This is a genomic window from Amycolatopsis orientalis DSM 43388 (genome assembly GCF_000411975.1).
In the GTDB taxonomy this organism is placed as follows: domain Bacteria; phylum Actinomycetota; class Actinomycetes; order Mycobacteriales; family Pseudonocardiaceae; genus Amycolatopsis; species Amycolatopsis orientalis_D.
In genome coordinates, this window is the sequence record NZ_ASXG01000094.1 from 98,346 (window position 1) to 124,389 (window position 26,044).

General features: G+C 70.4%; 26 protein-coding genes. 11 read left to right on the top strand and 15 right to left on the bottom strand.

The window, feature by feature from the left end; translation table 11 throughout:
- Window positions 1-12: 12 nt before the first annotated feature.
- A complete protein-coding gene (locus L942_RS18895; RefSeq protein ID WP_037362130.1) occupies window positions 13-2,349 on the bottom strand; it encodes a molybdopterin cofactor-binding domain-containing protein in 2,337 nt (778 codons plus the stop codon).
- A gap of 169 nt (window positions 2,350-2,518) precedes the next feature.
- Between L942_RS18895 and L942_RS18900 the strand changes: the two genes are divergently transcribed.
- The gene (locus tag L942_RS18900; protein WP_235079247.1) at window positions 2,519-4,153 is read left to right on the top strand and encodes a sigma-54-dependent Fis family transcriptional regulator; all 1,635 of its coding nucleotides are present in this window, start codon (window positions 2,519-2,521) and stop codon (window positions 4,151-4,153) included.
- Window positions 4,154-4,342: 189 nt separating this feature from the next.
- Here the strand turns inward: L942_RS18900 and L942_RS18905 are convergent, their stop codons facing one another.
- From L942_RS18905 to L942_RS18930, 6 genes are read right to left on the bottom strand one after another with little or no spacing between them, the layout of a single operon-like run.
- A complete protein-coding gene (locus L942_RS18905) occupies window positions 4,343-5,248 on the bottom strand; it encodes a phosphotransferase (RefSeq protein ID WP_037362133.1) in 906 nt (301 codons plus the stop codon).
- A complete protein-coding gene (locus L942_RS18910) occupies window positions 5,249-5,734 on the bottom strand; it encodes a hypothetical protein (RefSeq protein WP_037362136.1) in 486 nt (161 codons plus the stop codon).
- A complete protein-coding gene (locus L942_RS18915; RefSeq protein ID WP_037362140.1) occupies window positions 5,731-6,765 on the bottom strand; it encodes a MerR family transcriptional regulator in 1,035 nt (344 codons plus the stop codon). Before L942_RS18915 ends, L942_RS18910 begins: the two co-directional genes overlap by 4 nt.
- A gap of 59 nt (window positions 6,766-6,824) precedes the next feature.
- Complete coding sequence (locus L942_RS18920; protein WP_158684492.1) at window positions 6,825-7,664, bottom strand: aminoglycoside adenylyltransferase domain-containing protein; 840 nt, start codon at window positions 7,662-7,664, stop codon at window positions 6,825-6,827.
- An 18-nt stretch (window positions 7,665-7,682) separates the two neighbouring features.
- Window positions 7,683-8,291 (bottom strand): CatB-related O-acetyltransferase, encoded by a 609-nt coding sequence (locus tag L942_RS18925; RefSeq protein WP_051166084.1) that lies wholly within the window; start codon window positions 8,289-8,291, stop codon window positions 7,683-7,685.
- 53 nt (window positions 8,292-8,344) lie between these two features.
- Window positions 8,345-8,974 (bottom strand): DUF5701 family protein, encoded by a 630-nt coding sequence (locus tag L942_RS18930; protein ID WP_037362141.1) that lies wholly within the window; start codon window positions 8,972-8,974, stop codon window positions 8,345-8,347.
- A 96-nt stretch (window positions 8,975-9,070) separates the two neighbouring features.
- On the opposite strand from L942_RS18930, the gene L942_RS18935 reads away from it, so the two are divergent.
- Window positions 9,071-9,697, top strand: a complete 627-nt coding sequence (locus L942_RS18935; RefSeq protein ID WP_037362144.1) for a TetR/AcrR family transcriptional regulator — start codon at window positions 9,071-9,073, stop codon at window positions 9,695-9,697.
- A gap of 104 nt (window positions 9,698-9,801) precedes the next feature.
- A complete protein-coding gene (locus L942_RS18940) occupies window positions 9,802-11,337 on the top strand; it encodes an MFS transporter (RefSeq protein WP_037362146.1) in 1,536 nt (511 codons plus the stop codon).
- Window positions 11,338-11,420: 83 nt separating this feature from the next.
- On the opposite strand, the gene L942_RS18945 is transcribed toward L942_RS18940, so the two are convergent.
- From L942_RS18945 to L942_RS18955, 4 genes are all read right to left on the bottom strand, one after another.
- The gene (locus L942_RS18945) at window positions 11,421-12,266 is read right to left on the bottom strand and encodes an SAM-dependent methyltransferase (RefSeq protein ID WP_037362147.1); all 846 of its coding nucleotides are present in this window, start codon (window positions 12,264-12,266) and stop codon (window positions 11,421-11,423) included.
- Between the two features lie 135 nt (window positions 12,267-12,401).
- The gene (locus tag L942_RS46340; RefSeq protein ID WP_440201326.1) at window positions 12,402-12,707 is read right to left on the bottom strand and encodes a cysteine hydrolase family protein; all 306 of its coding nucleotides are present in this window, start codon (window positions 12,705-12,707) and stop codon (window positions 12,402-12,404) included.
- A gap of 2 nt (window positions 12,708-12,709) precedes the next feature.
- Entirely contained in the window at window positions 12,710-12,952 is a 243-nt protein-coding gene (locus L942_RS46345) for a hypothetical protein (protein WP_440201327.1), read from the bottom strand.
- Between the two features lie 49 nt (window positions 12,953-13,001).
- Window positions 13,002-13,763, bottom strand: coding sequence for an alpha/beta fold hydrolase (locus L942_RS18955; RefSeq protein WP_037362150.1), 762 nt, complete (start codon window positions 13,761-13,763; stop codon window positions 13,002-13,004).
- A 67-nt stretch (window positions 13,764-13,830) separates the two neighbouring features.
- On the opposite strand from L942_RS18955, the gene L942_RS18960 reads away from it, so the two are divergent.
- Window positions 13,831-14,250 (top strand): MarR family winged helix-turn-helix transcriptional regulator, encoded by a 420-nt coding sequence (locus L942_RS18960; RefSeq protein WP_037362152.1) that lies wholly within the window; start codon window positions 13,831-13,833, stop codon window positions 14,248-14,250.
- Here the strand turns inward: L942_RS18960 and L942_RS18965 are convergent.
- Entirely contained in the window at window positions 14,193-15,191 is a 999-nt protein-coding gene (locus L942_RS18965) for a helix-turn-helix transcriptional regulator (protein WP_037362155.1), read from the bottom strand. The two genes, L942_RS18960 and L942_RS18965, sit on opposite strands and share 58 nt — an antisense overlap.
- 84 nt (window positions 15,192-15,275) lie before the next feature.
- On the opposite strand from L942_RS18965, the gene L942_RS18970 reads away from it, so the two are divergent.
- Both L942_RS18970 and L942_RS18975 read left to right on the top strand, forming a co-directional pair.
- Entirely contained in the window at window positions 15,276-15,674 is a 399-nt protein-coding gene (locus tag L942_RS18970; RefSeq protein ID WP_037362157.1) for a VOC family protein, read from the top strand.
- A 52-nt stretch (window positions 15,675-15,726) separates the two neighbouring features.
- Window positions 15,727-16,248, top strand: coding sequence for a phosphoribosyltransferase family protein (locus L942_RS18975; protein ID WP_037362160.1), 522 nt, complete (start codon window positions 15,727-15,729; stop codon window positions 16,246-16,248).
- 73 nt (window positions 16,249-16,321) lie between these two features.
- Here L942_RS18975 and L942_RS18980 read toward each other — a convergent pair whose 3' ends face one another.
- The 3 genes from L942_RS18980 to L942_RS18985 all read right to left on the bottom strand — a co-directional run bounded on the left by L942_RS18980 (window position 16,322) and on the right by L942_RS18985 (window position 19,039).
- On the bottom strand, window positions 16,322-18,016 hold the full coding sequence (locus L942_RS18980; RefSeq protein ID WP_037362162.1) for a bifunctional diguanylate cyclase/phosphodiesterase: 1,695 nt from the start codon (window positions 18,014-18,016) through the stop codon (window positions 16,322-16,324).
- A 223-nt stretch (window positions 18,017-18,239) separates the two neighbouring features.
- Window positions 18,240-18,419: a hypothetical protein gene (locus tag L942_RS45460; RefSeq protein ID WP_235079250.1), complete on the bottom strand. Its 180-nt coding sequence runs from the start codon at window positions 18,417-18,419 to the stop codon at window positions 18,240-18,242.
- Window positions 18,416-19,039, bottom strand: coding sequence for a class I SAM-dependent methyltransferase (locus L942_RS18985; RefSeq protein ID WP_235079252.1), 624 nt, complete (start codon window positions 19,037-19,039; stop codon window positions 18,416-18,418). The genes L942_RS45460 and L942_RS18985 overlap by 4 nt, the downstream gene beginning before the upstream one ends.
- A gap of 157 nt (window positions 19,040-19,196) precedes the next feature.
- Between L942_RS18985 and L942_RS18990 the strand changes: the two genes are divergently transcribed.
- The 5 genes from L942_RS18990 to L942_RS19010 all read left to right on the top strand — a co-directional run bounded on the left by L942_RS18990 (window position 19,197) and on the right by L942_RS19010 (window position 26,042).
- A complete protein-coding gene (locus L942_RS18990) occupies window positions 19,197-20,816 on the top strand; it encodes a thiamine pyrophosphate-binding protein (protein ID WP_037362165.1) in 1,620 nt (539 codons plus the stop codon).
- Between the two features lie 123 nt (window positions 20,817-20,939).
- The gene (locus L942_RS18995) at window positions 20,940-22,388 is read left to right on the top strand and encodes an aldehyde dehydrogenase family protein (RefSeq protein ID WP_037362166.1); all 1,449 of its coding nucleotides are present in this window, start codon (window positions 20,940-20,942) and stop codon (window positions 22,386-22,388) included.
- A 151-nt stretch (window positions 22,389-22,539) separates the two neighbouring features.
- Window positions 22,540-23,994 (top strand): 4-hydroxyphenylacetate 3-hydroxylase family protein, encoded by a 1,455-nt coding sequence (locus L942_RS19000; RefSeq protein ID WP_037362169.1) that lies wholly within the window; start codon window positions 22,540-22,542, stop codon window positions 23,992-23,994.
- 18 nt (window positions 23,995-24,012) lie between these two features.
- Entirely contained in the window at window positions 24,013-25,014 is a 1,002-nt protein-coding gene (locus L942_RS19005) for an amidohydrolase family protein (RefSeq protein WP_037362171.1), read from the top strand.
- Window positions 25,015-25,025: 11 nt separating this feature from the next.
- Entirely contained in the window at window positions 25,026-26,042 is a 1,017-nt protein-coding gene (locus L942_RS19010; RefSeq protein WP_037362174.1) for a hypothetical protein, read from the top strand.
- Window positions 26,043-26,044 lie beyond the last annotated feature (2 nt).

Genomic DNA, 26,044 nt, shown 5'->3' on the forward strand with positions numbered 1-26,044 from the left:
GTGGCTTGCTCCTCAGTAGGTCCAGTTCAGGCCGTCGGTCGGCGATTCGGGAACAGGCGGGACGAACGACTTGACCTCGAAGGCGAGCGGGTCGTCGTGGTTGATCGGGAACCGCTTCGGGACCTTCCCGGTCGCGCGGGCGTACGCGCACGCGACGGCCGCGACGGAACAGGCCACGCCGGCCTCGCCGCCGCCGCCGGGCTGCTCGCCGTTGGACGGCATCGCGATCGCGGTGAAGTCGTGCGGGATGTTCCACTGCCGGGTGTAGAAGTAGTTGTCCCAGCTGGCTTCCAGGAAATGCCCGTCCTTCAGGTGGACACTGCTGGTGAGCGCGAGCGCCAGCCCGTCCGAGAAGCAGCCCATCATCTGCGCTTCGAGCCCGCGCGGGTTGATCACCAGCCCGGCGTCGATCGCGATGACCGCCTTCGTCACGCGCGGTCCGGTGACGCCGTCGCGCACCTTGCGGTTCACCGTCTCCGGACGGCAGTCGATTTCCACCAGGCAGGCGCTGGCGCCCTTGTACTCCTTGTGGATCGCGATGCCCTGCGCGGTCCCCGGGGCCATCTTCCTGCCCCAGCCGCCGACCTCGGCGACCTTGCGCAGCACGCCCTTCACCTTGTCGTTCTTGAGGAATTCCATCCGGAAGTCGTACGGGTCCTTGCCCATCGCCTTGGCGAGCATGTCCACGACCAGCTCGTTGGCGCAGCCGACGTCCGGCGAGTAGACGTTGCGCATCGACCCGGTGTTGAACCGCTGGTCGGTTTCGGTGAGCGTCTGGTCGACGACGCCGAAGTTGTACGGCATTTCCTGGCTCAGCACGAAAACCGCCTCGGCGACGCCGAGATTGCCCAGCCCGGTCGGGAGTTTGGTGGCGACCGAGGTGAGCATTTCGCCGAGGCCGTGCCGGAACGACGTCTCGACCGAGGTGTGCCGCTGCTCGAAGGTGAGCACGTTCCCGGCGAGCACGGTCGCCCGGATCCGCGACGTCGCCATCGGGTGCAGCCGGCCCTGCCGCGGCTCGTCGGCGCGGTGCCACATCAGCCGCACCGGCTTGCCGAACGCCTTCGACGCCTGCGCCGCCTCGACCGCGTGGTTGCCGAACAGCTTGTGCCCGAAGGAACCGCCGCCGGTGACGACGTGGACCTTCACCTTGCCCTGCGGCAATCCGATCGCCTGCGCGACCTCGCCTTGCGCGACGATCGGCGACTTCAGCCCGGCCCAGATCTCCGCGCTGCCGTCGCGGACGTCGGCGACCGCGCAGTACGGCTCCAGCGCGGCGCTCGAGCGGAACATGAACTCGAAGTCCGCCTCGACCGTCTTGGCCAGCACCGGAACCTTCGGCACGGCCAGCGGAAGCTCGGCGCGGCGCAGATTCGCGAGCACCGACTCGTCGTTCTCGCCCTCGACGCTGCCGGGACCCCAGTCGACCTGCAGCGCGCGCACGCCGTCGATGCACTGGCCGAACGTCTCCGCGCGGACCGCGACGCCGGTCGGGATGATCGCGACGTCGGTGACCCCGGGCAGTTTCAGCACGTCGGCCTTGTTGCGCACGGCCTTCGGCGTGCCGTTGAGCGTCGGCGGACGGCAGATCATCGTCGGCAGCGCGCCGGGGATGTCCAGGTCCATCGCGAACTGCTTCTTGCCGGTCACGATGTCGAGCGCGTCGAGCCGGGTCTGCGGCTTGCCGAGCACCGTGAACTGGCTGGAGCCCTTCAGCTTGCTCGGGTCCAGCTGCACCTGCTTGGTGGTGCTGGACGCGGCCTTCGTCGCCAGTTCGCCGTACGTCGCGGACTTGCCGTTCGGCGCGGTGACGACGCCGCCCTTGACGATGAACCGCTCCGCCGTGCCGCCGAGCAGGATGGCCGCCGCTTCGAGCAGCTGCTGCTTGGCGATCGCGGCGGCGACGCGGATCGGCGTGTAGGTCGAAACCGTGGTGTTCGACCCGCCGGTGAGCTGGTTGAACACCAGTTCCGGACGCGCCGGGGCGAGCGTGACGTGCACCTTCTCGACCGGAAGGTCCAGTTCCTCGGCGATGATCATCGCGGTCGAGGTCGTGATGCCCTGGCCGACTTCGGCGCGCGGGATTTCGAACGAGGCGCTGCCGTCCTTGTTGATGGTGACGGTGATCAGCTGCGACGTCGGGAGCCCGGCGTCGGTGAGCGCGTCGTTGAGGTCGTACAGCTCGGGCGGCTGCGGAGCCGACGGGACGGCGGCCGCGGCGGGGGTGGAGAGCCCGACGTCGGCGGCGACGACGAGGGTCCCGGCCGCGACGACGTACCCGAGGAACCCGCGCCGGGAAACGCCCGGGCGCTCCTTTCCGGTGTCCGGCTCGGAGTGACTGAGAGTCACGCTGATTCCCCTTTCGAGGTAAGGACCGCGTGCCGGAAGGCAACACGTGCACGCGGGTGGTGGTGAGGGACCACCTTGCCGGGTGAATCGGGGCTTGAGTGTTCAAGTTCTGTACAGCGGCAGCGGAGAGCGATGGTTATCCTGCTGCGCGTCACCAACGAAGGTGGAGATGCGCGTGAGCTCGATGACGTCCTCGCGCAGCGTGGCGCTGCGGGAACCGATCGCCCAGTCTTGGCGGCGTGCCTCGCTCGCCGGAGTGCGTCCCGAAACCGCGCTGCTCGACCTGCGGTTCGAGGAGGTCGACCCGGGCAGCAGGCTGCTCTCGGCGGCCGCGCCGGTGCTCGCGGACCTCGACGATCGGCTCGCCGGAACCGCGATGTCCACGGTGCTCGTCGACCACGACGGAAGGCTGGTGCACCGCTGGAGCGCGGACCGCGCCGCCGAGAACTGTTTCGAGGAACTCGGCCTCGGGGTGGGCGTCTGCCTGCTGGAGGACGAGGTCGGCACGACCGGCCCGGGCACCGCGCTGGAAACCCGGTCGAGCATCGTGGTGCACGGGGAGGAGCACTACGCCGAGGCGCTGCGCGGGTTCAGCTGCTACGGGCACCCGATTTTCCACCCGGTCACGCGCCGGCTGGAGGGCGCGCTCGACATCACGCTGCTCGCCGCCGAGGCGAATCCGCTGCTCGCGCCGCTGGTCGCGAAGGCAGTGGAGGAGATCGAACGCCAGCTGCTGGAAGGCAGCCGGGTCTCCGAACGGTCGCTGCTGGCCGCCTTCCAGGCCGCGACGCGCCCGACCCGGCCGGTGGTCGCGATCGGCCCGGACCTGTTGCTGTGCAACCAAGCCGCCGCGGACCTGCTGGAAGGCGCGGACGTCGCGCTGCTGTGGAACCTGGCCGGCGAGACGGCCGGACCGTCCGAAATGGAGACCGAACTGCGCTCCGGCCAGCGCGCCCGGGTGCGCGCCGAGCCGGTGCCCGGGGCCCGCGGCGGAATGCTCGTCGAGATCCGCCCGCTCAGCGCGAACGAGGCCCGCCGAACGCGCCGGCGCGCTGCCGCCGAACCCAGCCCGGTGGCTGGCCACGTGCACATTTCCGGGCCGCCCGGGAGCGGCCGCACCACCGAGGCCCGGCTGCGGGTGCCGGAGGAACCGTGCACCACGTTGACCGGCTCGGAAGCGGTCCTCGGCGGATCGGCGGCTTGGGCCGCGCGATTCACTGCCGCGGTCGAGACCGGCTCCGGCAGCATCTGCGTCGACGGCGCGGATCTCCTGCCCGCCGAACTGGTCGACCTGGTGGCCAGCCACGCCGCCCGCGGAGTCGGCCCGCACCTCGTGCTGACGACCGGGCCGCGCGAGGGGCTGACCGGTCCGGAACGGGCGCTGATCGCGTCGTGCGCGGAGTGCGTCGAACTGCTGCCGCTGGCGCACCGGCCGGACTTTCCCGAGGTCGCGGTACGAATGCTGGCCGAACTCGGGGCGGCGCGCACGCACAACATCACGCCGGGCGCGTTGCGGATCCTCGGCTCGTACGACTGGCCGGGGAACCTGCCGGAGCTGCGCGGCGTGCTGAGCCAGGCGATCCGCAAACGGTCCGTCGGCGCGATCGGCCCGGGAGACCTGCCGCCCGCGCTGGTCGCGGACGCTTCCGGACCCGAGCTGGCGCCGATCGAACGAGCGGAACGGAACGCGATCGTCGCGGCCTTGCGGTCGGCTGGCGGGAACAAGGTGCGCGCGGCGAGCACGCTGGGGATTTCGCGGACGACGCTGTACGCGCGGATGCGGGCGTTGAAGGTGCCGGGCTAGGTCCTGGCGGGCTTCGAAAAACCGGGGCGGAAGGGGGCCAGAACCGCCGGATCGTCGGTGGTCAAGGTTAGCCCTTGGTTAGCGGGCGGCTTCCGGTGGATTTCCACCCGATCGGGTGACTTTGCTGTGCTCGGGCGCCGGCCAGCTGTGGGTCCGCTTCGGAGCTCGGCAGCAGTTCCGCGCGAGTGCTCAGGCGTTCGCGAGACGCAGGCGTTCCGCGGCCTGCTCCCGAAGCGCGGTGCCGCACGTCGGTCGATCGCCGTGCAGCGCTTCCCATCGGGCGTTGTGCGCGGCGGGCCACAAGCTCGCCGCCCACGCGACTTCCCGTTCGGCCAAGGAGAACCGGCGGCCGCGGAAGTCCTGATAGGACTCCAGGAACGCGGCGGAACTCTCGATCGGCGCCAGCGTCGGCGGGGTCGTGTTCGGGAACATCCCGCTCGCCGCTCCGGCCAGGGCCGCTTCCGGTTGCCAGGCCAGGCTGTCCCAGTCGTGCACGGTCCAGCCTTCGGTGGCCTTCCAGCGCAGGTTCTGCGCTTCGAAGTCTCCGTGGCCGAGGACGTTCGGCAGTTCGGCCGCGAGCAGCCGGCGGCGGGCCCGGTCCGCGGTTTCGCCGACGTCATCGGGGACGACGCGCTGGTCTCGTTCGTCCAGGAAATCGATCGCCGGCCAGAGACCGGAGCCGGAGTGATCCCAGCGCAGCCAGCGGGGGTTCGGCAGCGGCGGCTTGACGGAAATCCCCTCGAGGGCGGCCAGCAGTCGGGCGAAGACCTCGGCATAACGCGTTGCCACGTCCGGCGAATCTCCGCGGACAACTTCGCCGCCGGGGCGGTATTCCTCGGCGTGCACGGCGAGGGAGCCGACCCGGACAACTGGCGTCAGCGGTCGCGCGCACGGGAAGCCTCGGTCCCCTAAGCACTTCTGCGCGGCGACGCACGACTCAGCGCGGCCGTCGTCCGGCCGGGCCTTGACGACCACCTTCCGCCCATCTTCCAGCTGAAGGCCATGCACGGTCGAGATCTGCCGTGCCTCGAACAGCACGCCGACCGGTGCGGTGCCGAGATGCGTGCGGCACCAATCCGACAGCCATGGTTCCAACTATTCGACTCCCGGTGCCGTCGTGCGTCGTTCGGTAGACCGGCGCTCGATCGCCTCCGCGACGCCGTCGATCGCCTGCCGGATGACCGCACCGTACTCGTCGTCGGCGAGCACGTCCTGATGTTTTCGCGCGGCGGCGAGCTGCTCCGCTGCCGCGGAGAACGAGCCGAGGCGGCGGAAGTTGTCGGCCAAGTTCAGGTGCAGCGACGGGTAGAAGCCGGCGACGGCGAGTCCGGCATCGTGGGCCTGGACTTGTTCGTCGGTGACCGTCGCGGCGGCGTCCACGGCGCGGATGTCCCAGACCAGGGCTTCGGCCGGGTCGGCGAACAGGTCTGCCTGGTAGTGCGCGAGAACGCAGCGGTGGAACGGATTCCCGTCCGGGCCGATCTCCTCCCACAGTTCCCGCAGACGCGCCCGGGCGGCGTCCGGCGAGCCCGTCCGGCCCAGTGCCACCGCGGCGGTGATCTCGGCCATCGTGTCCGTCATCCGGGAGTTCCTTTCACTGGCATGGCAAGGGAGGTCAGGTCGCCGTCGTCGGCGGAGCGCACGACGACCGGCAGGTGCGGGCCCGCGACGTCGAGCATCACGTCCGGGCCGACAGCGGTGCTGATCGCCGGGTGCAGCGTGCTGACGGCGAAGGAGAGCGAGATCGGCGGTCCTATGACGTCCGCTGGGATCTTCTCCGCGCCTGCCGTGACTGCGGCGGCGGAGAAGTCCAGCTGGAGCTGCGGCGCGTAATGGCGCTCCAGGGATGCCACGAGCGCGTTGCGAGATAGCACCGCCCGGGTAAGGACTTCCGGCAGAGAGGCGAGCATGAGCCGGTAGTCGGGGAAGTCGTCGGCAAGGGTGCGGCAGGTTCGTACCGAGCTGTCTTCGCCGTGGAAGCAGATTTCGTCGGCGCGGACGCTCAGCCGCAGTTCGTGCTGACGGCGCGTCCATGGCATCGCCAGCCGCAGGTCGTCCGCGTCGACGGTCGCGGTCCAGGCGGAGGCGCTCGGTTCGGCGAGGACCAGAGTGCGGGTGGAGAGCCGGTACCGGTCCGTGGCGGTGAGCACGATCGCCTCCGGAGCGACTTCCAGGTGCACGCTGTTCAGCACCGGCAGGTCCTGCGACGTCGCGGTCAGCACCTGCTCGATCGCCGCGGTGAACACCGGACCGGTGAGCTGGACCGACGGAGCCGGGGCCGACGAACCCAGCGTGGCCTTCACCGCCGCGGCGGTTTCCCGTGCCTGCCGTACCTGAGATGCCAACCCGGCGACGTGGTCGTCGATGACCCGCGACGCTTCGGCCGGTTCGGCGGCGAGCACCGCGCGGACCCGCTCCAGCGGCAGGCCGATCTCGCGCAGCCGCCGGACGACCAGCGCGGCCGAGACCTGGTCGGGGGAGTAATAGCGGTAGCCGGAGTCCTCGTCGACCCGGATCGGGCGCACGAGGCCGGAATCGGCGTAGAAGCGCAGCGCGCTGGCGGTCAGGCCGCAGCGGCGGGCGAACGCTCCGATGGTCAGCAGGTCGGGCACCTGCCCATCATCAGGCTTCAAGCAGCTTGAAGGTCAACCCGGCGCACCCGATCGGCCCGTTACGCCAGGGCGAGCGCGTCGTCGATCGTGGCGTCCAGGAAGGCGAGCGTGTCGCGTCGCCGAGCCAACGGGTTCCGGTAGCCGCGCTGGCCTTCGGCGCCTCCGGTGCGCAGGCGCAAGCTCTCCGCGACGATGCGCTGCCATCGCGCGCCGAATTCTCTTGCCGCATAACGGCCCGCGCCGGATTTGGACGTCAGCTCCCCGGTGGCCAGCACGTGGTGCAGGCGGCTCACCCCGAGCACCGCCCACACCGGGAACCACGGGCTCGTCCCGAGCGCCAGCGACAACGCGCTGATGCGCCGGTTCTTCTCCCACCACGGCCGCCAGTAGCCGCGCAGGTTGTCGACCGTGAACGCACGCAAGGCCGCCCGGTCCGCCCAGACCTCCACATCGGACGGTCCCGGACCCCGCAGCGCGATCCCGCGGCTGGCGAGCTCGCAGAACGTCACCGGGTTGATGCCGTGCCGGCCCGCGGCGGCGAACCGGTTCTCCTGCGCGCACGGAACGTCCGGACAGGCGTCGGGTCCGGCGGCGAGGTCGGCCCAGGTGAGCACGGAGCCGTCGAAATGCGGCTGGGGATACTGGGCGATCGTGGCGGCATGCGCGTGCGCCAGCGTGGAGATCTCCCTCGGCTCCGGACGTCGGTCGGTGACCGCGACGAAGTCGATGTCGCTGGCCGTGCCCAGCCGCCCGCGTCCGGCGCCGCGGGCGTGGAAATCGCCGAAGCAGACCGAGCCGACCAGGTAAAAACCAGTCACCAGTCCCGGGGCTGCTCGGTCCACTGTGGACAAGAACCGGGTCGTGCTTCGGCGGACTTCCTCGGGTATCTCAGGCGGCACGCCCGCCACGCTACCGGCTCAGGCCAGTTCGGCCGCGGCCTTCGCCAGGTCGTCGACGCTGCCCGACATCACCGTGCGGACGTACTTGGTGAGGTGGTCCAGCGGCCAGTCCCACCACCCGATCTCCAGCAGCCGCTCGACGTCCTCGTCGCGGTACCGGCGGCGGATCAGCTTGGCCGGGTTGCCGCCGACGATCCCGTAGTCCGGCACGTCGTCGACCACGACGGCCCCGGAGGCGACGATCGCGCCGTGCCCGACGGTCACGCCCGGCATGACCGTCGCCCGGTAGCCGAGCCAGACGTCGTTGCCCAGCACGGTGTCGCCGCGGCCGGGAAGACCGGTGATGACGTCGAAGTGCTCGGCCCAGTCGCCGCCCATGATCGGGAACGGGAACGTGGACGGCCCGTCCATCCGGTGGTTCGCGCCGTTCATGATGAACCGCACGCCCTCGCCGAGCGCGCAGTACTTGCCGATCACGAGCCGCTCCGGCCCGTAGTGGTACAGCACGTTGCGGGTCTCGAAGGCGGTCGGGTCGTCCGGGTCGTCGTAGTAGGAGAACTCGCCGACGTCGATCAACGGCGAGGTGACCAGCGGTTTCAGCAGCACTACTCGCGGCTGTCCGGGCATCGGGTGCAGGACGTTCGGATCGGGGAAAATGGGAAGCCTCCTCGGTCGGTGTCTCAACGGCGGCCCGTGGCGGAGCCGAAACCCAGCCAGGTGTGCCGGTTGCCCCACCAGCACCACCCGACCTTCGGGGCGTTGCGCCGCTCGCTGCCGTCGCGGCCGGTGCCGTTGCTGATCCACAGCGCCGGCGTGCGCGCGTCGAACTTGCCGTTCTCCTTGCGCAGCCGGGAGCCGATGGTCATGAAGCAATGATTGCGTTCGAGCGCCGACGGCTGCTGCAGCACCCAGTGGATCCCCTCGGTGAGCAGCAGCGGACTGCGCCCGGCCTTGGTGATCGCGGGCAGCGCTTCCTCGGGGCTCCAGTTCGCCATCTCGTCGCCGCGGTCGATCCCGGTGACGAGGTACAGCGGTGCGTCGGGCAGTTCGAGGTCGCACGGCGCGAACTGGTCGACGTCCGGCATGTCGGTGACGACGAAGCCGGGCTTGTCTTCTCGGCGGAGCAGCGGCGAGAGCGCCGACGCGGGCGCCCGATCCGGATGGACCGCCAGCAACGCGCCCTCCGCGGTGCCGTGGTCCGCGGCGAAAGCACGCAGGTCGTCGTCGGAAAGGCGGGCGATCTCGGGCACTCCCAGGGCGATCAGGCGGTCGGCCTGGTCCGCGAGCGACGGGAGGGCAGCGATCGACAAGGGGTTCTCCTTCGGGCTATATTTACATCGGTAGTAAAAGTATCCCGAGGCGAAAAACGGATGTCAAGGTAAAATTACGTCGGAGGTAAGTTTTCGATGGATGTGGGCCTGCGGGAAGCCAAGAAGCAGGAGACGCGCCAGCTGATCTCCGACCACGCCACGCGGCTGTTCCTGGAGCAGGGCTTCGAAGAGACGACGATCGCCCAGGTCGCGGCGGCCGCGCGGGTCGCGAAGAAGACGGTGACCAACTACTTCGCCCGCAAGGAAGACCTGGTGCTGGACCATCAGGACGAATTCGTCGCGACCCTGGCGGACGCGGTGGCGGCGCGGAAGCCCGGGGAGTCCGCGCTCGCGGCGCTGCGGCGTTCGTTCGAGGCCGCGGTCGCCGCGAAAGACCCGGTGGCCGGGTTCGCCGGGCTGGAGTTCAGCCGGATGATCGCCGAGAGCCCGAGGTTGTCCGCGTGCCTGCGCGGCCTGCACGAACAGCGGGAACGAGCCTTGGCGCAGGCGCTGGCGGACGCGGTCGGCAGCTCCCGGTCGGACATCACCGTCCGGACGGCGGCCGCGGTGCTGGGGGCGGTGCACCACAGCCTGTTCCAGCGCATCGAGGAGCTCACCCTGGCCGGACGGCCCGTCGACGAGGTCGCGGAGACGGTCGCGGCGGAGGCGGCGCGGGCGTTCGACCTGCTGGAACCTTCTCTCGGGGACTACGCCGTGGCCTGATCCGGCAGGCTCGCCGGAAAAAGTTACCCGGCGATGTCGATCCGGGCGCGCCCCGATCGTCGCGTCAGTGAGACCACCGACGAGACGACCACCGGGGAGACGAAATGAGTGCCGGACGACGCGAGTGGCTGGGCCTGGCGGTGCTGGCCCTGCCGACCGTGCTGTTGTCGCTGGACATGAGCGTGCTGCACCTCGCGGTTCCGCACCTCGCCGCGGATCTGCGGCCCTCCAGCACGCAATTGCTGTGGATCATCGACATCTACGGCTTCATGATCGCCGGGTTCCTCGTCACGATGGGCACCCTCGGCGACCGGATCGGCAGGCGGAAGCTGCTGATGATCGGCGGCGGCGCGTTCGGGCTCGCGTCGGTCGCGGCGGCGTTCTCGACCAGTCCGGAGATGCTGATCGCGGCGCGGGCCGTGCTCGGGATTGCCGGGGCGACGCTCATGCCGTCGACACTCGCGCTGATCAGCAACATGTTCCCGAACCCGAAGCAGCGCGGCACCGCGATCGCGGTGTGGATGAGCTGCTTCATGGGCGGCATGGTGGTCGGCCCGGTCGCCGGCGGATTCCTGCTGGCGCATTTCCGCTGGGGCTCGGTGTTCCTGATGGGCGTGCCGGTGATGCTCCTGCTGCTCGCGACCGCCCCGAAACTGCTGCCGGAATACCGCGACCCCGACGCCGGACGCCTCGACCTCGCCAGCGTCGCGCTTTCTCTCGCGGCGATCCTGCCGGTCATCTACGCGCTCAAGGAGATCGCCAAGAACGGCTTGTCCCTGACCGAAATCGCGGTGCTCGTCGCGGGGCTCGCGGTCGGCGCGGTGTTCGTCCGGCGGCAGCGGCGGCTGGCGCATCCGCTGCTGGACCTCCAGCTGTTCCGGGTGCGGGCGTTCAGCGCGGCGGTGGCGATCATCCTGGTCGGCGCGGTCACCATGGGCGGGGTGTTCATGCTGGTCAGCCAGTATCTGCAGATGGTCGCCGGGCTGAGCACCGTCGGCGCCGGGCTGCTGCTGGTCCCGCAGGCGCTGGCGGTGGTCGCCGGGTCGATGATCGCGCCGCGGCTGGCGCGCCGGTTCCGCCCGGAGTTCGTGCTGGGCTTCGGAATGCTGATCGCGGCGGGAGGCATCGTGTTGTTCACGCTCGCCGGCGGGTCCGGCGGGTCCGGCGGGGTGGCGTTCGTGGTGCTGGGCATGTCGGTCGCCAGCTTCGGCATGGGGCCGCAGGGCGTGCTGTGCACCGAAATGGTCGTCGGTTCGGTTTCGCCGCAACGGGCCGGCGCGGCTTCGGCGATGTCGGAAACCAGCGCGGAATTCGGGATCGCCATGGGGATCGCGGTGTTCGGCAGCGTCGCGACGGCGGTGTACCGCGGCCAGATCGCGGTCCCGGCGCACGTGCCCGCCGCGGCGGCTGCCCAGGCGACCGACAGCATGGCCGGGGCGATGGAGGCGTCGGCGACGCTGCCCGGTTCGCTCGGCGAGCAGGTGCTGGCGACCGCGCGGGAGGCGTTCAGTTCGGGGCTGCACACGGTCGCCGGGATCGGGGCGGCGATCGTGGTGGTGTTCGCGGTGGTGGGAATGGCCGCGCTGCGGCGGACCGCGGCGGCGGCGAAGGCGGAGGAGCCCGTGCCGGTCGCGTCCTGACCCCGCACGCCAGCGGGCCGGTGCCCCAGCCGAGCGTCAGCCCGGCCGGAACACCGGCCCGCGGTCGCGAATTCGGTGCGCGCTCAGGGTTTCCGTGCGACCCCGATCCCCACGATCCGCTGTGCGACGGTCGGCTCGCCCAGCAGCGGACCGTCCGGCCACCATTCGACCACCGGCACGATTTCCGCCGGTTTGTTCGGCCCGCTCGGGATCAGCTCCAGGTCGTGGAACAGTTCCTTGATCTCGGCGCGGGTGCGGGAAGAAACGTCCTTCATCGAGCCGTTGTGGATCGATTCGACGAGGCCTCGCACCGTTTCGTCGTCCTCGGAGCCGTCGTGCGGATCGAGCAGGTGCGAGATCGCCACGTACGAACCGGACGGCAGCCGGTCGATGAATTCCTTCGTGACCTTGCCCGGAAGCTCGCGGTCGCCGGTCTGGTGGTGCAGGGCGAGCAGGAACAGCACCGCGATCGGCTGGTTCCAGTCGAGGTGCTCGTTGACCGTCGGGTGGTCGAGAATGCTCGGCGGGTCGAAGAAATCGGCCTGGACGTATTCGGTGAATTCGTTTTCGTCGAGCAGCGCCCGGCCGTGGCTGGCCACCACCGGGTCGTAGTCGACGTAGACGACCTTCGCGGCCGGATCCGCGCGCTGCACGATCTGGTGCACGTTCTCCGCGGTCGGCATGCCGGACCCGCAGTCGATGTACTGGCGGATGCCCGCGTGGTAAGCGAGGAACCGGCAGACCCGGGTCATCAGGTGCCGGTTGACCTGCGCGGTTTCCGCGACGTCCGGCATCACCCGGGCCAATTCCCTGGCGACCTGCCGGTCGATCTCGTAATTGTCCTTCCCGCCCAGCAGATAGTCGTAAACGCGGGCGGCGCTCGACTGGTTCGGGTTGACCCCCGGCGGTGCGTTGAGTGCGTCGGACACGACGCGTACCTCCCGCGTATTGGCCACGGTGATAGATGCCGTACTGAGAGTAGCGGACTTGCCGGACGCGGAGAAACCGGTCTCGCCGGCGCGCCGGGCCCGGTTCGGCCGGTCCGCTGACCAGCGACTCCGCGCTCAGGCGGGCTGTCCGGCCCACTCGGCGCAGGAGACGACGTCGAATCCGCGGCTGGGGAAGACCCGGTCCAGCAGGAAATCGTTGACGGTCTGGTCGCTGTCGGCGCACCCGTCGCGCAGCACCGTCACCTGGTAGCCGCGATCCGCCGCGTCGTAGCACGTCGCGGTGACCATCGCGCTGGTCGCGACCCCGGCGACCGCGACCCGGCGGATGCCCCGGGCGCGCAGCACCAGGTCGAGATCCGTGCCGGCGAACGCGCTCGCCCGGCGCTTCCGGACGACGACGTCCTCCGCGGCGACCGGCAAGGTCAGTTCAGTGCCGGCGAACCCTCGTGGAAAGCGGTTCCGGCGTCGAAGAAAGAGCGGTACAGCGCGCCGTCGGGCAGGTCGGTTCCGTTGTCCCGCAGGGCGAAATGCGCGAATACGACGAGCGCGCCGTTTTCGCGGGCGCGGGGCAGCAGGCCGGCGAGCGGAGGCACGACCTGGCGGGCGAACGGGTAGCCGTCGGTGATGCCCCGCTGGACGTCGCCGACGATCAGTGCGGTGGTCACGAGAATCCCCCTTGTGCGCGGCAGCCGCTATCCAACTTAGCGGGGCGGATCAGGCGGCAAGGGCGACCAGCGCGGCGAGCAGTTCCTCCGGAGTCTCGACCTGCGGCAGATGCCCGGTGCGAGGAAGCACGGTGAACGTCGCGCCCGGGATCGCGGCGGCGAAGGCCTCGCCGTACTGCGGGTCGGCGATGCGGTCGCTTTCGCCCCACAGGACGTGGACGGGAAGGTCCGCGGTGGCCAGCCGCTCGGCCAGGGTCGGGTCGGACATCGTCGGGCCGGTGTAGCCGACCAGCGCCAGGACGTCCGGGCTCGGACCGGTGCTGCCGGCCGGCGGAGTCGGCGCCTTCGCCGGGTCGTGGAACGAGAACTGCTGGATTTCCGCGACCGTCTTGCCGCGGACGTCGGCGAGCGGATGGCCGTCGACCTCGATGCCGATGCCGTCGATGATTACTGCGCGGCTGACGCGCGGACTGCGCAGCAGGGCGATTTCCGCGGCCAGCCAGCCGCCGAAGGAGTTGCCGGCCACGGTGACGTTCGAGACGTCGAGGTGGTCGAGCATCGCGACGTACGCCTTCGCGAGCGCGGTCACGTCGGTGAGTTCGGCGGCTTTCGGCGTGCCGTTGAAGCCGGGATGGGTGGGCAGCAGGACTCGCGAGCGGGTGCGTTCGGCCAGCAGATCGGCGAACCCGGTCATCGTCGCGACGCCGCCTCCGCCGTGCAGCAGCAGGAAAGCCTGGGTGCGGTCGTCGTCTCGCACGGTGACCTCGACCGGGCCGGAGGCGGGGAACTGGAGGAGCTGAGGAGTCGTCATATCAGGAACCTTATATAAAGAACCTTAGATAAGCAACCTGTGCTTCGCCGGGGTAGGCTCCGCGGCCATGAAGTACCGCCACGCCGACGTCGCACTCGCCGTCAAGCGCCTGCAGCACCGCCACCACCGCGCGCTGAGCCAGGCGCTGCAGCCGCTGGGGCTGTCGCTGGTGCAGTGGGACACGTTGCGGCACTTGGCCAATCACCCGGAGGCGTCGCTGCACGACCTCGCCGTGCTGACGTTCCAGACCGACCAGTCCTTCGGCACGCTGGCCGCGCGGATGGTCGACCGCGGCCTGATCGAGCGGGTGCCGGCGCCGGGCCGGGCGGTGCGGCACCGGCTGACGGAGAAGGGCGAACAGCTGCGGGCGGCGGGGCAGGAAGTCGTGGACGTCGTGGTGAAAAAGTCGTTCAGCCGGCTTTCCGCGGCTCAGCTCAATGAGCTGGGCGCGTTGCTGGATGTCGCGTTGGAGTCCGACCCGGCGTAACCGGTCAGCCGGTCGGCGAGGGCGCGCATCCGGTCGCGGAGCTCGTCCGGCCGCTCGATGACGAACGGCCGGTCGAGGGCGGCCAGCCGCGGCGGGATCCAGTCGAGGCGTTCGGCCCGGATTCGCGCGCGGACCCACGAGTCGTCCGCTTCGAGAACGGCGATGGACGGCGGGAACACCGTGCGGATCTCGTCCGCGGTCGCGCGGATGCGCACTGATACCTCGTGCCGGTGCGGTGCTTCGGCGATCCCGGTGAGCACCTGGTCCGTGGGGTCGAAATCCGCTGGGGTGCGGAAGGTTCCGTCCTGCGGTTCGGCCCGCTCGATCCGGTCGACGCGGAACGTGCGCACCTGTCCGGCACTTGCGTCGAAGCCGGTGAGATACCAACGGCCGGAATGGGCCACGACCCCGTACGGCTCGACGACGCGTTCGCTGCTCCGGCCGTGCGCCGCGGTGTAGGCGAGTTTGATCGGCCGCTGGTCGCGCGCTGCCTCGGCGACCGTGAGAAGCACTTCTGCCTCGGCGGTGAGCGACGCACGGGCCGGCGCCGTGAAGTCGGCGACCTCCAGCAACGCGTCGAGCCGGCGGCCCAGCGCTTCGGGCAGCACCCGGCGGACCTTCGCGGCCGCGCTCTCCGCGGCCGCGACCGACGTGGTGACCAGCCCCGCGCGCCGGCCCGCGACCAGTCCGAGCAGGACCGCGAGCGCCTCCTCGTCGGTGAGCATCAGCGGCGGCATCCGGTACCCGGGCGCGAGGCGGTACCCGCCGTAGCGGCCGCGCACGGAGCGGACCGGGATGTCCAGGTCGAGCAGGTGCTCGACGTACCGGCGGACGGTGCGCTCGTCGACGTCCAGCCGCCCGGCGAGTTCGGCGACGGTCCGGGTGCCGCCGCGCTGGAGGATCTCCAGCAGCGCCAGCACGCGGGCGATCGGCCGGGTCATGCCGGGAATTCTCGCAATACCGGGCGGGTCCTGTCCACTATTGCTCTTAGCGTGGCCGCCAGGCAACCAGAGAGGAATGTGGCCGTGCAGTTGACTTCCGTCCGAATCATCACTGGTGACGTCGACCGTCTGACGTCCTTCTACGAGCAGGTGACCGGCCTGGCGGCGAGCCGGCCGGCGAAGCAGTTCGCCGAGTTCGTCGGCGACACGGCGACTCTGGCGATCGGCAGCGCCGAGACGATGGCGCTGTTCAGCGCTGGCGCGGCGGTGCCGGAGGAGAACCGGACCGTCATCCTGGAGTTCCTGGTCGAGGACGTGGACCGGGAGTTCGCGCGGCTTCGTCCGCTGCTGGCGGAGGTCGTGCAGGAGCCGACGACGATGCCGTGGGGCAACCGTTCGCTGCTGTTCCGCGACCCGGACGGCAACCTGGTGAATCTGTTCGCGCCGCGGACGGCGGAGGCCCGCGCCCGGCTCGCCCGGTGACGGCCGGGAAAACCGCTCGCCCCGGCACCGGGCGAGCGGCCAGGATCGCCGCATGACCCGTGCTCTTCTGCTGGACCGGTTCCGCTGGGCCGGCGGACATGCTGACCTCTGGCCGGTTTTCCGGGACGGCGCGGCGTTCGCCGAGGTGGTGAAGGCGCTGGCCGAGCCGTTCCGGGACGCGGGCGTGACCGCGGTGTGCGGGATCGAATCGCGGGGCTTCCTGCTCGGCGGTGCCGTCGCGCTGGAACTGGGCGTCGGGTTCGCCGCGGTGCGGAAGGCCGCCGGGCTGTTCCCCGGCGAGAAGCTGACTCGGGAAACCGACCCGGACTACCGGGGGATCCGGCAGGTCCTGCGGATGCAGCGGGCGGCGCTTTCGAACCGGGACCGGGTGCTGCTGGCGGACGACTGGATCGAGACTGGCAGCCAGGCGCTGGCCGTGCGCGACCTGGTGGCCGAGGCGGGCGCGGAGCTCGTCGGCTGCGCGGTGCTGGTCGATCAACTCGATCCGGAGATGCGGCCGCGGCTCGGGCGGCTGCATGCGTTGCTGACCGCGGCGGAATTGCCGGAGTGCTGACTGCTGGCCGACGGCGGGTCCGTCTCAGCGGCGCTGGCTGTCGCGAAGGGGGCGTTCGGCGGCTGGTTCCGGGCTACTGCTGAGAGATCAGCATCGGCGCCTGGCCGTGAGTTTCCTTGCCGCCGCGGAGAATCTGCGCCCGTCCGGCTCCTGGCCAGCTGTTGACCCAGCTCGATCCCTGGATTCCCTTGGCCTGCTTCTTCAACGGCGCCAGCAGCCGTGCGCTCTCGCGGTACGTGCCCGCCGAGGCGCCGGTCTGGACGATGCTCGCCAGCGAGAGCGTGACCGGCACGCCGTCGGCGGACCAGTGCCGGCCGAGGACCGCGTCGGCGAGGGACGTGATGTCCTCGACGCCGCACACGACCAGGAAATCGTCGCCGCCGACGTGGCCGACCGTGACGTCGCCGAGCCGCCGGGCCTGGTCGGTAAGCGCCCGGCCGATGGCGCGGATCAGGTCGTCGCCCGCGGCGAACCCGGCGGTGTCGTTGAGCCGTTTGAAGTGGTCGATGTCCAGCCAGGCCACGACGAACGGCCGTCCGGCTCCGGCCCGGCGGGCGACGTCCTGGGCGATCGCGTCGCTGCCGGGCAGCCGGGTGAGCGGGTTGAGCGCGACCGCGGCCTCGACCTTCACCGCGGCCATCCGGCGCATCACCTCGTTCGGCCGCACCACGCCCTGGTACCGGCCGGACGCGTCGGTCACGACGAGGTCGTCGCCGCTGTGCTCGGCCCCGCCGTCGGCGATGAGTTCCAGCAGCTCGCGGGTTCCGGTGTCGATCCGGACCAGCCGCGGCGGGCCGGCCAGTTTCGCCGCGGGTTTCCCGGAGTACAGCGCGTGCCCGTACCGGCCGGTGACCGCGAGCAGGAACCGCATCCGGTCGATCGTCCACTGCGGACGCGCCTGCTGGTCGAGCCCGACGATCGCCTTCGGCGCGTGCTCGGCGGACAGGATCGCGTGGACGTCGTCGCACGTCGCGTCGTCCGGCAGGGTTCTGGCCGGGCGGAGGAATTCCTGGATCCGCAGTCCGGCGGCGGGCGAGACCACCATGGTGCCCGGCTGGTCGCCGCGTTCGGCCGTCGGCAGCACCCGCTCGGGAGCGGCGGTGGCGAACAGATTCCCTTGCACCAGCCGGATTCCCGAGCGCCGGGCGACATCGAGTTCCGTGTCGTTCTCGATCCCGGTCGCGACGATCCGCAGATCGGTTTGCGCGGCGAACTGCACGAGCGCTTCGACGAGCGCGACGGTCGCCGCGTTCGCCGGGAGCCGGCTCAGCGTCGCGCGGTCCAGTTTGAGCATTTCGATCGGCGCTTCGGCGAGCAGGTTCATCGGCAGGCCGGCGGCGCCGAGCCGGTCGAAGGCCAGCCGGAAGCCCAGGTCGTGCAGCCGGTGCAGGCCCCGCAGCAGGGTGCCCGGATTCGGGAGGGCGAGCGGAGCGGTGACTTCCAGCACGACGTCGGCGGGACGGCGGCCGGTGCGTTCCAGGGTCTGCAGCAGCGGGATGAACCGCTCGGCGGGGGCACTGGCGGTGGCGGCGCTCAGGTTGAGATGCAGGGAGACCCCGGTCGCGGTCTGGCCGGCCGCGGCGGCCGCGCGGGCCGCGAGGTCGAGGTCGGCGTCGATCAGCTGAGCCTGGTCGCCCGCGACGTCGAGAAGGTCCTGGACCCATCCGGCCGCCGGATGCCCGACCGCTTCGACTGCGACGACCGAGCCGCTGTAGAGGCTGTACAGCGGCTCGAAGGCGAAACGAACCTGGTCGGCGGGGGCGAGCACACGCAGATCCTCGCTCGTAACGCCCGGATCTCCATGAAACCGTTATCTTCTGTTGACCTGCGCCGGCCGTGGGCCGAACCGGAAAACCCTTCGGGATCGGTGGCTGTGCTCGGGATTCGCGTGAGTGCGGCGCATACTCGCGGTATGGCTCGTGATGACCATCACAAAGGGGCTTCGCGCGGCTGTGACCAGCGGTGACAGCTTGACCACTGACGTCGCCGCGTCAGGCCAAGATGCCGCTGAGGTACCGAAGGTCGCCCATGCGCAGATCGTCGTCTCCCAGCGGCGGCAGGCCATTGGCCGCGAGCAGTTCCCGGACCGTGCTCCCCTCCACCGTCCAGCCGAGCCCGGCCAGGTACGGAGCCGCCTCGTTGCGCTCGCCGAAGTAGCGCAGCTTCGTCATGTCGGTGTCGAAGCCCTCGCCGCGCCATTGTGCGGAGATGCGGTCGAGGCGTGCCTTCGTCTTGTCCTCGTCGCCGGGACGCGGGGTGGGCCGGTTTTCGGCCGCTCCGGGGCGAACCCGGCGGCACGCAGGGCTGAGGGCCAGTCGTCGCGCAGGTCGACCGCGACCGGCCGCCGCTCGGCGGTGGGCTCGGCGCCCAGTTCGGCCAGCGTGCGGGCCTTGAACTCGACCACCGGCGCCTGGTCGATCTCGTACACCACCGTTCCGGCCGGCCAGGGCAGCCGGTAGGCGCGGGAGTCCAATCCGGACGCCAGGATCACCGCCTGAGCGATGCCCGCGCGCGACGCGGCGAGGAAGAACTCGTCGTAGAACTTGCCGCGGATCTTCGCCGCGTCGATCCAGATCCGCCCGACCAGATCGCCCGCCGCCGTCTGGCCGGAAGCCAGTTTGGCGAGCAGGTCGATGCCGACAGCGCGTACGAGCGGTTCGGCGAACCGGTCCGAGAACAGCGTGTCGTCCTCGCGGGTCGCGATCGCCCGCGCCGCCGCGGCCATCGTCGCGGTCGCGCCGACGCTGGACGCCAGGTCCCAGGTGTCTCCGTCGTGCCGGGCAGAAGTCATTGTGCCGCCTTGCCTTTCGCCGGTGCCGAGACCGCAACCTACTCCGATCTCGACACCGTGTCGCACAGTCCGCCCGGTTTCTTCCGGCGCCGCGTCGGAGCGCCCGGCCCGGCGGGCTGCGTAACGTGCGGGGCCGTCGAGGCGGTGAGGAGACGACATGACGGCTGCCGCGCGGTTGCTGGAAACGTTGGCGCAGTGGGGAGTCGAGTACGTTTTCTGCTGTCCCGGCACCAGCGAGATACCGGTGCTCGACGCTCTTGCCACCACGCGCGGCGCACCCGAGTTCGTGCTGACCACCCACGAAGCGATCTCGGTGTCCATGGCCGACGGTTACGCCCGCGCCTCCGGCCGGATCGGCGTCGCCTACCTGCACACGAATGTGGGCGTCGCGAACGGCCTGGCACATCTGTATGCGGCGCAGGTCGCGCGCAGCAGCGTCGCGATCCTCGCGGGCATCAAGGGAACGGCGACGCTCCCGCACCGCGCGTTGACGACCTCGCCGCGGCTGCTCGAAACGGCCGCTCCGTACGTAGGCCACGCCTGGCAGAACCTCCGGGCCGAGGACCTGCTGGAAGATGTCAGCCGGACGCTGTGGCACACCACGGTCGTTCCGGAGCAGCCGGCGATCCTCACGATCCCGCAGGACCATCTGACCGCCGATTCCAGCGTCGCGCCTCCGGTCCGCTCGGGTGCGCGGCAAGGCCCGGCCGCGGACGCGGTCCGGCACGCGAGCGCGCTGCTCGACGCGGCGCGGCGGCCGGTGGTCGTCGCGGGATCGGACGTCGCCCGGCGCCGGGCCGAGGCGGACTTGGCGCGTTTGGCCGAGCGGCTCGGCGCACCGGTGTTCGTGGAGTCCCGGCGAGACCTCGAACGGTGGTCCTTCCGCACGGATCATCCGCTCTGCGCCGGATTGTTCGAGCCCCGTGCGCCGTTGCTGGCGGAGGCAGACCTGCTGGTGCTGGCGGGCATGCCGACCCCGTTGGAGTTCTCGGCGGAGGTCCCGGCGCTGCCGCCCGGCGTGCCGATCCTGCATCTCTCCGAGGACGCTGCCGAGCCGGGCCGCCGGTACGTCCCTGCTGGCGCGGTGGTGGGCGACACCGCAGCGGCGCTGCGCGGGCTCGCCGACGGGATTCGCCCGGAGTGCGCGCCTTCGCGGAGCGAGTGGCTTGTGCGAGTACGGAAGGACAGCGAGGACCGGCGCGCCCGTTGGGAAGCCGAAGTTCCGTGGGACGGGGAGTTCAGCGCCGCGCTGGCGATGCGCACCGTCGCGGACGTCGTCGGCGGGGAACGCCTGCTGGTCCTCGACGCGGTCACCTCGACGCTGCCGTTGCTGCGCTTCCTCCGGCGCACGCGGGCGGATTCGCTGTTCGCCACCGCGAGCGGATCGCTCGGCTGGGGAATGGGCGCCGCGGCCGGTGTCGCCATGGCGCGGCGCGAGCGCGTGTTCGCGGTGGTCGGCGACGGGGTGGTCCAGTTCGGCGTGCCCGCGTTCTGGACCGTGGTACGCCACCGGCTGCCGGTGACGTATCTCGTGGTGAACAACGGAAAGTACCAAGCCGTGGTCGCCGGTCTGCGGAAAAGCGGAGGCGAGCGAGCCGACTGTCCCCTCACCGACATCAGCGGAGTGGAGATCTCAGCGCTGGCGATGGCGTTCGGCATCAAGGCGACGACGGTCGACGGAGCCGAGGGGTTGCGGGCTGCTCTCGCCGAGGACCCGGGACCGGACGACGGGCCTCGGTTGATCGAGATCCGCGTGAACGACCGGCTGTGGCAGTGATTCCGACACCGTGTCGAGACTCCCGCACGGGATTTGCGTCGCCGAGGCGATGAAGCGAGGGTTCGCGCCGACCTAGCATCGCGGCGATCTCCGCACCCGCACCAGGATTGGCAGGCGACGACGATGGCCCGGTGGGATCTCAGCGAGGCAGACGGGCAGATCTACTCCGGCGGTTGGCGCACCGGGGGAGGAGGCACGCAGCCGGTGATTTCGCCGGGCGACGGCGGGAAAGTGGGGTTGGCGGGCATCGCCGACCAGCACGACGTCGAGCGGGCCGGGGCCCGTGCCGCGCGTGCGCAGGCCGAGTGGAGCCGCGCGTCGTATCGCGAGCGGGCCGACGTCCTCACCCGGGCCGCGGAAGTGTTGCGCGACCTCCGCGCTGACGTCGAGGACGTCCTGGTGCGCGAAAGCGGCTCGCTGCCCGCGAAGGCGAAGCACGAAGTCGACAAGGCGATCGACGAACTGATCGCCGCGGCCGGGCTGGTCACGATGTCGCAGGGGGACCTTCTCCCCGTCGAGGATCCGACGACGCTCGGTTTGGCCCGGCGGATCCCGGTCGGCGTCGTCGGCGTGATCGCACCGTGGAACGCGCCGTTGATGCTCGCCGTCCGCTCGGTCGCCCCGGCACTCGCGCTGGGCAACGCGGTGCTGGTCAAGCCGGACGTGAAGACCGCGTTCTCCGGCGGTGCGGTGCTCGCGCACATCTTCGCGCGGGCCGGTCTGCCCGACGGTGTGCTGCACGTCCTGCCCGGCGGCGCGCCGACCGGCGAGGCGGTGGTGCGTTCGCCGCACACCACCGCGATCTCGTTCACCGGATCGTCCGCCGCGGGCCGCCGGGTCGGCGAGATCGCGGGCGGCCTGCTCAAGCGGGTGGTGCTCGAACTCGGCGGCAACAACGCGTTCCTCGTGCTGGCGGACGCCGACCTCGACCGCGCCGCGGCCGGTGGCGCCGGCGGGACTTTCCGGCACCAGGGCCAGATCTGCATGGCCACCGGACGGCATCTCGTCCACGAAAGCATCGCGGACGAGTACGTCGAACGGCTCAAAGCGGCCGCGGAGAAACTGCGGCTCGGCGACCCGAAGGCGCCGGGGACGACGCTCGGTCCGCTGATCACGACCGAGCAGGCCGAGCGGGTGCACGGCATCGTCGAGGCCGCGGTCGCCGGCGGAGCACGGGTCGTGCACGGGGCCGCGCACGACGGTGCGTTCTACCAACCGACTGTGCTGGACGGCGTAACCGCGGACAACGCGGCTTTCCGAAGCGAGATCTTCGGCCCGGTCGCCCCGGTAACCCGGTTTTCGACCGAAGAGGAAGCACTCGAACTGGCCAACGCGACCGAATACGGCCTCTCCGCGGCGATCCACAGCCGCGACGTCGCGCGCGCCCTCGGTTTCGCTTCCCGCTTGCGCGCCGGGATGGTCGCGCTCAACGGCCAGACCATCTACGACGCCGCGCACATCCCGATGGGCGGCCTCGGCGCGTCCGGCAACGGCGGGCGGCACGGCGGGCACTGGAACCTGGACGAGTTCACCTATTGGCAATGGGTGACGGTTCCGACGATCCAGTCCTGAACGGTTCCGACACCGCGTCGGACTTTCCGACACGGTGTCGGACGCCCCGGGCGGAGATTCCCGCAGCGGGCCGATTCCCCGGCGCCGCGATTTCCCTAGATTCGGATCGTCGCCCGGTGCGGGCCCGTCACAGACAAAGGAGTCGGAGTACATGGACATTTCCGGTGCCACCGGGGCGCTCACCGGCGAGCAGTTCACAAAGAGCCTCGACGACGGCCGCGAGGTCTGGCTCGACGGCGAGCGCATCGGGAACGTCGCGGAACACCCGGCGCTCAAGCCGACCGTCGACGAGTTCGCCCGGCTGCTCGACCTGCGGTTCGCCACCCCCGAGGCGCGGGAGGCGACCCTGTTCAAGTCCGAGGAGACCGGCAACGAGGTCAGCTACGCTTTTTCGCTGCCGAAGACACCGGAGGAATTGCGCGCCAAATTCGCCGCGTCGGAATGGTGGATGCGGGAAAGCCTCGGGCAGCTCGGCCGATCGCCTGATTTCATGTCGAATGTCGTCGCCGGGCTCGCCGATTACGCCGACGAGCTCGAACAGAACCGCGTGGGTTTCGGCCAGAACGCCCGGGAATACCGCCGGTTCGCGATGGAACACGACCTCGTCCTGACCCACGCGCTCGGTGACCCGCAGATCGACCGCAGCGCCAGCCCGCTCGACGACCCGGACCTCGCGCTGCGCGTCGTGGAAGAGCGCGAGGACGGCGTGGTCCTGCGCGGCGCGAAGCAACTCGCCACGCTGGCGCCCTTCTCCCACGAGGTGCTGGTGTACCTCAACGGCGTCACCGCCGCACGCGGCGCGGAGGACTTCGTCATCTGGTTCGCGCTGCCGATGAACACGCCGGGCCTGAAGATCCTGCTGCGCGAACCGCTCGGCGCGCCGGGGAGCGGACACTCGCACCCGCTCGGCAACCGGTACGACGAGCAGGACGCGATGCTGTTCTTCGACGACGTTTTCCTGCCGCGCGAGCGCATCTTCCTGCTCGGCGACTCCTTGCGCGCGCTCAAGGGCCTCGGCCGGATCAACGTCTGGAGCCTGCAGAGCACGCACATCCGGTTCCTCGCCCGGATGAAGTTCTTCACCTCGGTCGCGAAGAAACTCGCGCATTCCATCGGCGTGGACGCCTTCCGCGGCATCCAGGAACAGCTGGGCGAACTCGTCTCCTACGTCCAGACCCTCGAACTGGCGATCAAGGGCGCCGAGGCCGACGCGGTCGTCACCCCGGGCGGCCACCTGGCTCCGAGCAATACCAACGGCGTCGGTTTCTGGTCGGCTGACCTCTCGGCACGGATGGTGCAGATCCTGCGGCAGGTCGCCGCGTCCGGCCTCATCATGCAGCCCACCGAGGCCGATCTCGCGAACCCGGAGCTGCGCCCGTTCCTGGACCGCTACATGCGCGGCCACGACATCGGCGCGGCGGAGAAGGCCCGGCTGTTCCGGCTCGGCTGGGAACTCGCCGGCTCGAGTTTCGGGATGCGCCAGGAACTCTACGAGTACCTGCACCGCGGCGACCCCGGCGCGGGCCGGACGCGGCTGCTGCGCTTCTACGACACGTCGGCGACCGACGCGCGCGTCGACGAACTCATCAGCAAGCCGCTCGTCTGAAACCGCAAGGAGCCTCCCGTGATCATCGACGTCCACGGTCACATGTCCGCGCCGGACGCCTACTACGCCTGGAAAGCATCGCTGCTGTCGCACCGCGGCGCGCACGGCGGCAAACCGCCGGCCATCAGCGACGACGCGCTCGCCGCGGCGTACCACCACCCGCACCCGAGCTTCGGGAACATCTCGCATCTGGCGCACCTCGACGGTGCCGGGATCGATCTGCAGATGATCTCGCCCCGCCCGTTCCAGATGATGCACAGCGAACGGCCGGCGAAGCTCGTGCAGTGGTTCACCGAGGAGACCAACAACCTCATCCACCGCACGACCGAGTTGTTCCCCGGCCGGTTCAAGGGGGTCGCCGGACTCCCGCAGAGCCCGGACCTGACGCCGCGGGACTGGACCGCCGAACTGCGCCGCACGGTGACCGAACTCGGCTTCGTCGGCGCGATGCTCAACACCGATCCGTACGAGGGCACGGAAACCCCGCTCGCGCTCGGCGACCGGTACTGGTACCCGGTGTACGAAGTGCTGTGCGAACTCGACGTGCCGGTATTGCTGCACGCGGCCGGGTGCAAGCCGCCCGCGCGCGAGCCGTACAGCCTGCACTTCATCCAGGAAGAAACCGTCGCGGTGTGGAGCCTCGTGAACTCGACCGTGCTGAAGGACTTCCCGGAACTCAAGGTGATCGTCTCGCACGGCGGCGGCGCGATTCCGTACCAGGTGGGCCGGTTCCTGCCGTCGGTGGTGCGCACCGGGGTGTCCTATCTGGACAAACTGCGCCGGCTGCACTTCGACTCGTGCCTCTACACCCAGGACAGCCTGGAGCTGCTGATGAAGGTCGTCGGCACCGACCGGGTGCTGTTCGGCTCGGAGAAACCCGGCACCGGCTCGCAGATCGACCCGGAGACCGGCCGCTGGTTCGACGACATCCACCTGCTCATCGACGACATCGCCTGGCTCGGCGAGAAGGAGCGCGCCGACGTCCTCGAGAACAACGCCCGCGCGCTCTTCCAGCTCTGAGGGGGAGGATCATGACGGAGATCGTCGCCGGATTCGGCACTTCGCACGGACCGCAGCTGAAGGCGCCGCCGCCGCACGCCTGGGAGATCCGGGCGACCGCGGACCGCGCCAGCAAGGGGTTGAAGTTCCGCGGCGAGACCTACAGCTACGACGAGCTGCGCGCGCTGCGGGAGGACTTCTCGAAGGAGATCGCTCCCGACGTGATGGCGCGTCGCTGGGAAAGCTGCCAGCGGTCGATGGACCGGCTCGCGGACTTCATCAAGGCCCAGGACGTCGACGTGCTCGTCATCGTCTCCAGCGACCACAAGGAAACCTACGGCGACGAATGGCTCGCCCCGTTCTCGGTGTTCTGGGGCGACGAGGTCGCGCACGTGCCGTTCACCCAAGCGCAGCTCGATGCGATGGCTCCCGGCCTGGCCGAGGCCGCGACCGGCGACGTCCCGGACCGCACGATCATGCGGCCCACGCACCGAGCGCTCGGCAAGCACCTCATCCAGTCCACCCAGGCCGAGGACTTCGACACCGGCGCCACCGAGGTCGTCCCGGCCGGCCGCTATGAAAACCACACCATCCCGCACGGCTTCGGGTTCATCTACCAGCGCTTTCTCGGCCAGGAATCGAAGCTGCCGATGGTGCCGATCTTCATCAACACCTTCTGGGAGCCGAATCCGCCGGGCGCCAAACGCTGTTACGACTTCGGGCGCGCGGTCGCCCGAGCGATCCGGTCGTTCCCCGGCGACCTGCGCGTCGGCGTCGTCGCTTCGGGCGGGCTCAGCCACTTCGTGATCGACGAGAAGCTGGACCAGGAATTCCTCCAGGCGCTGCGCGACCACGACGCGGACTACCTCGCTTCCGTGCCCGCTTCCGAGATGCAGTCCGGTTCCTCGGAGCTGCGCAACTGGATCGCGGTCGCCGGGATCGCCGACGAGGCCGGTCTGACCGCGACGAGCGTGGACTACGAGCCGTGCTACCGGACCGAAGCAGGCACCGGCAACGCGATGGGTTTCCTTACCTGGGAACGGAAGTGACT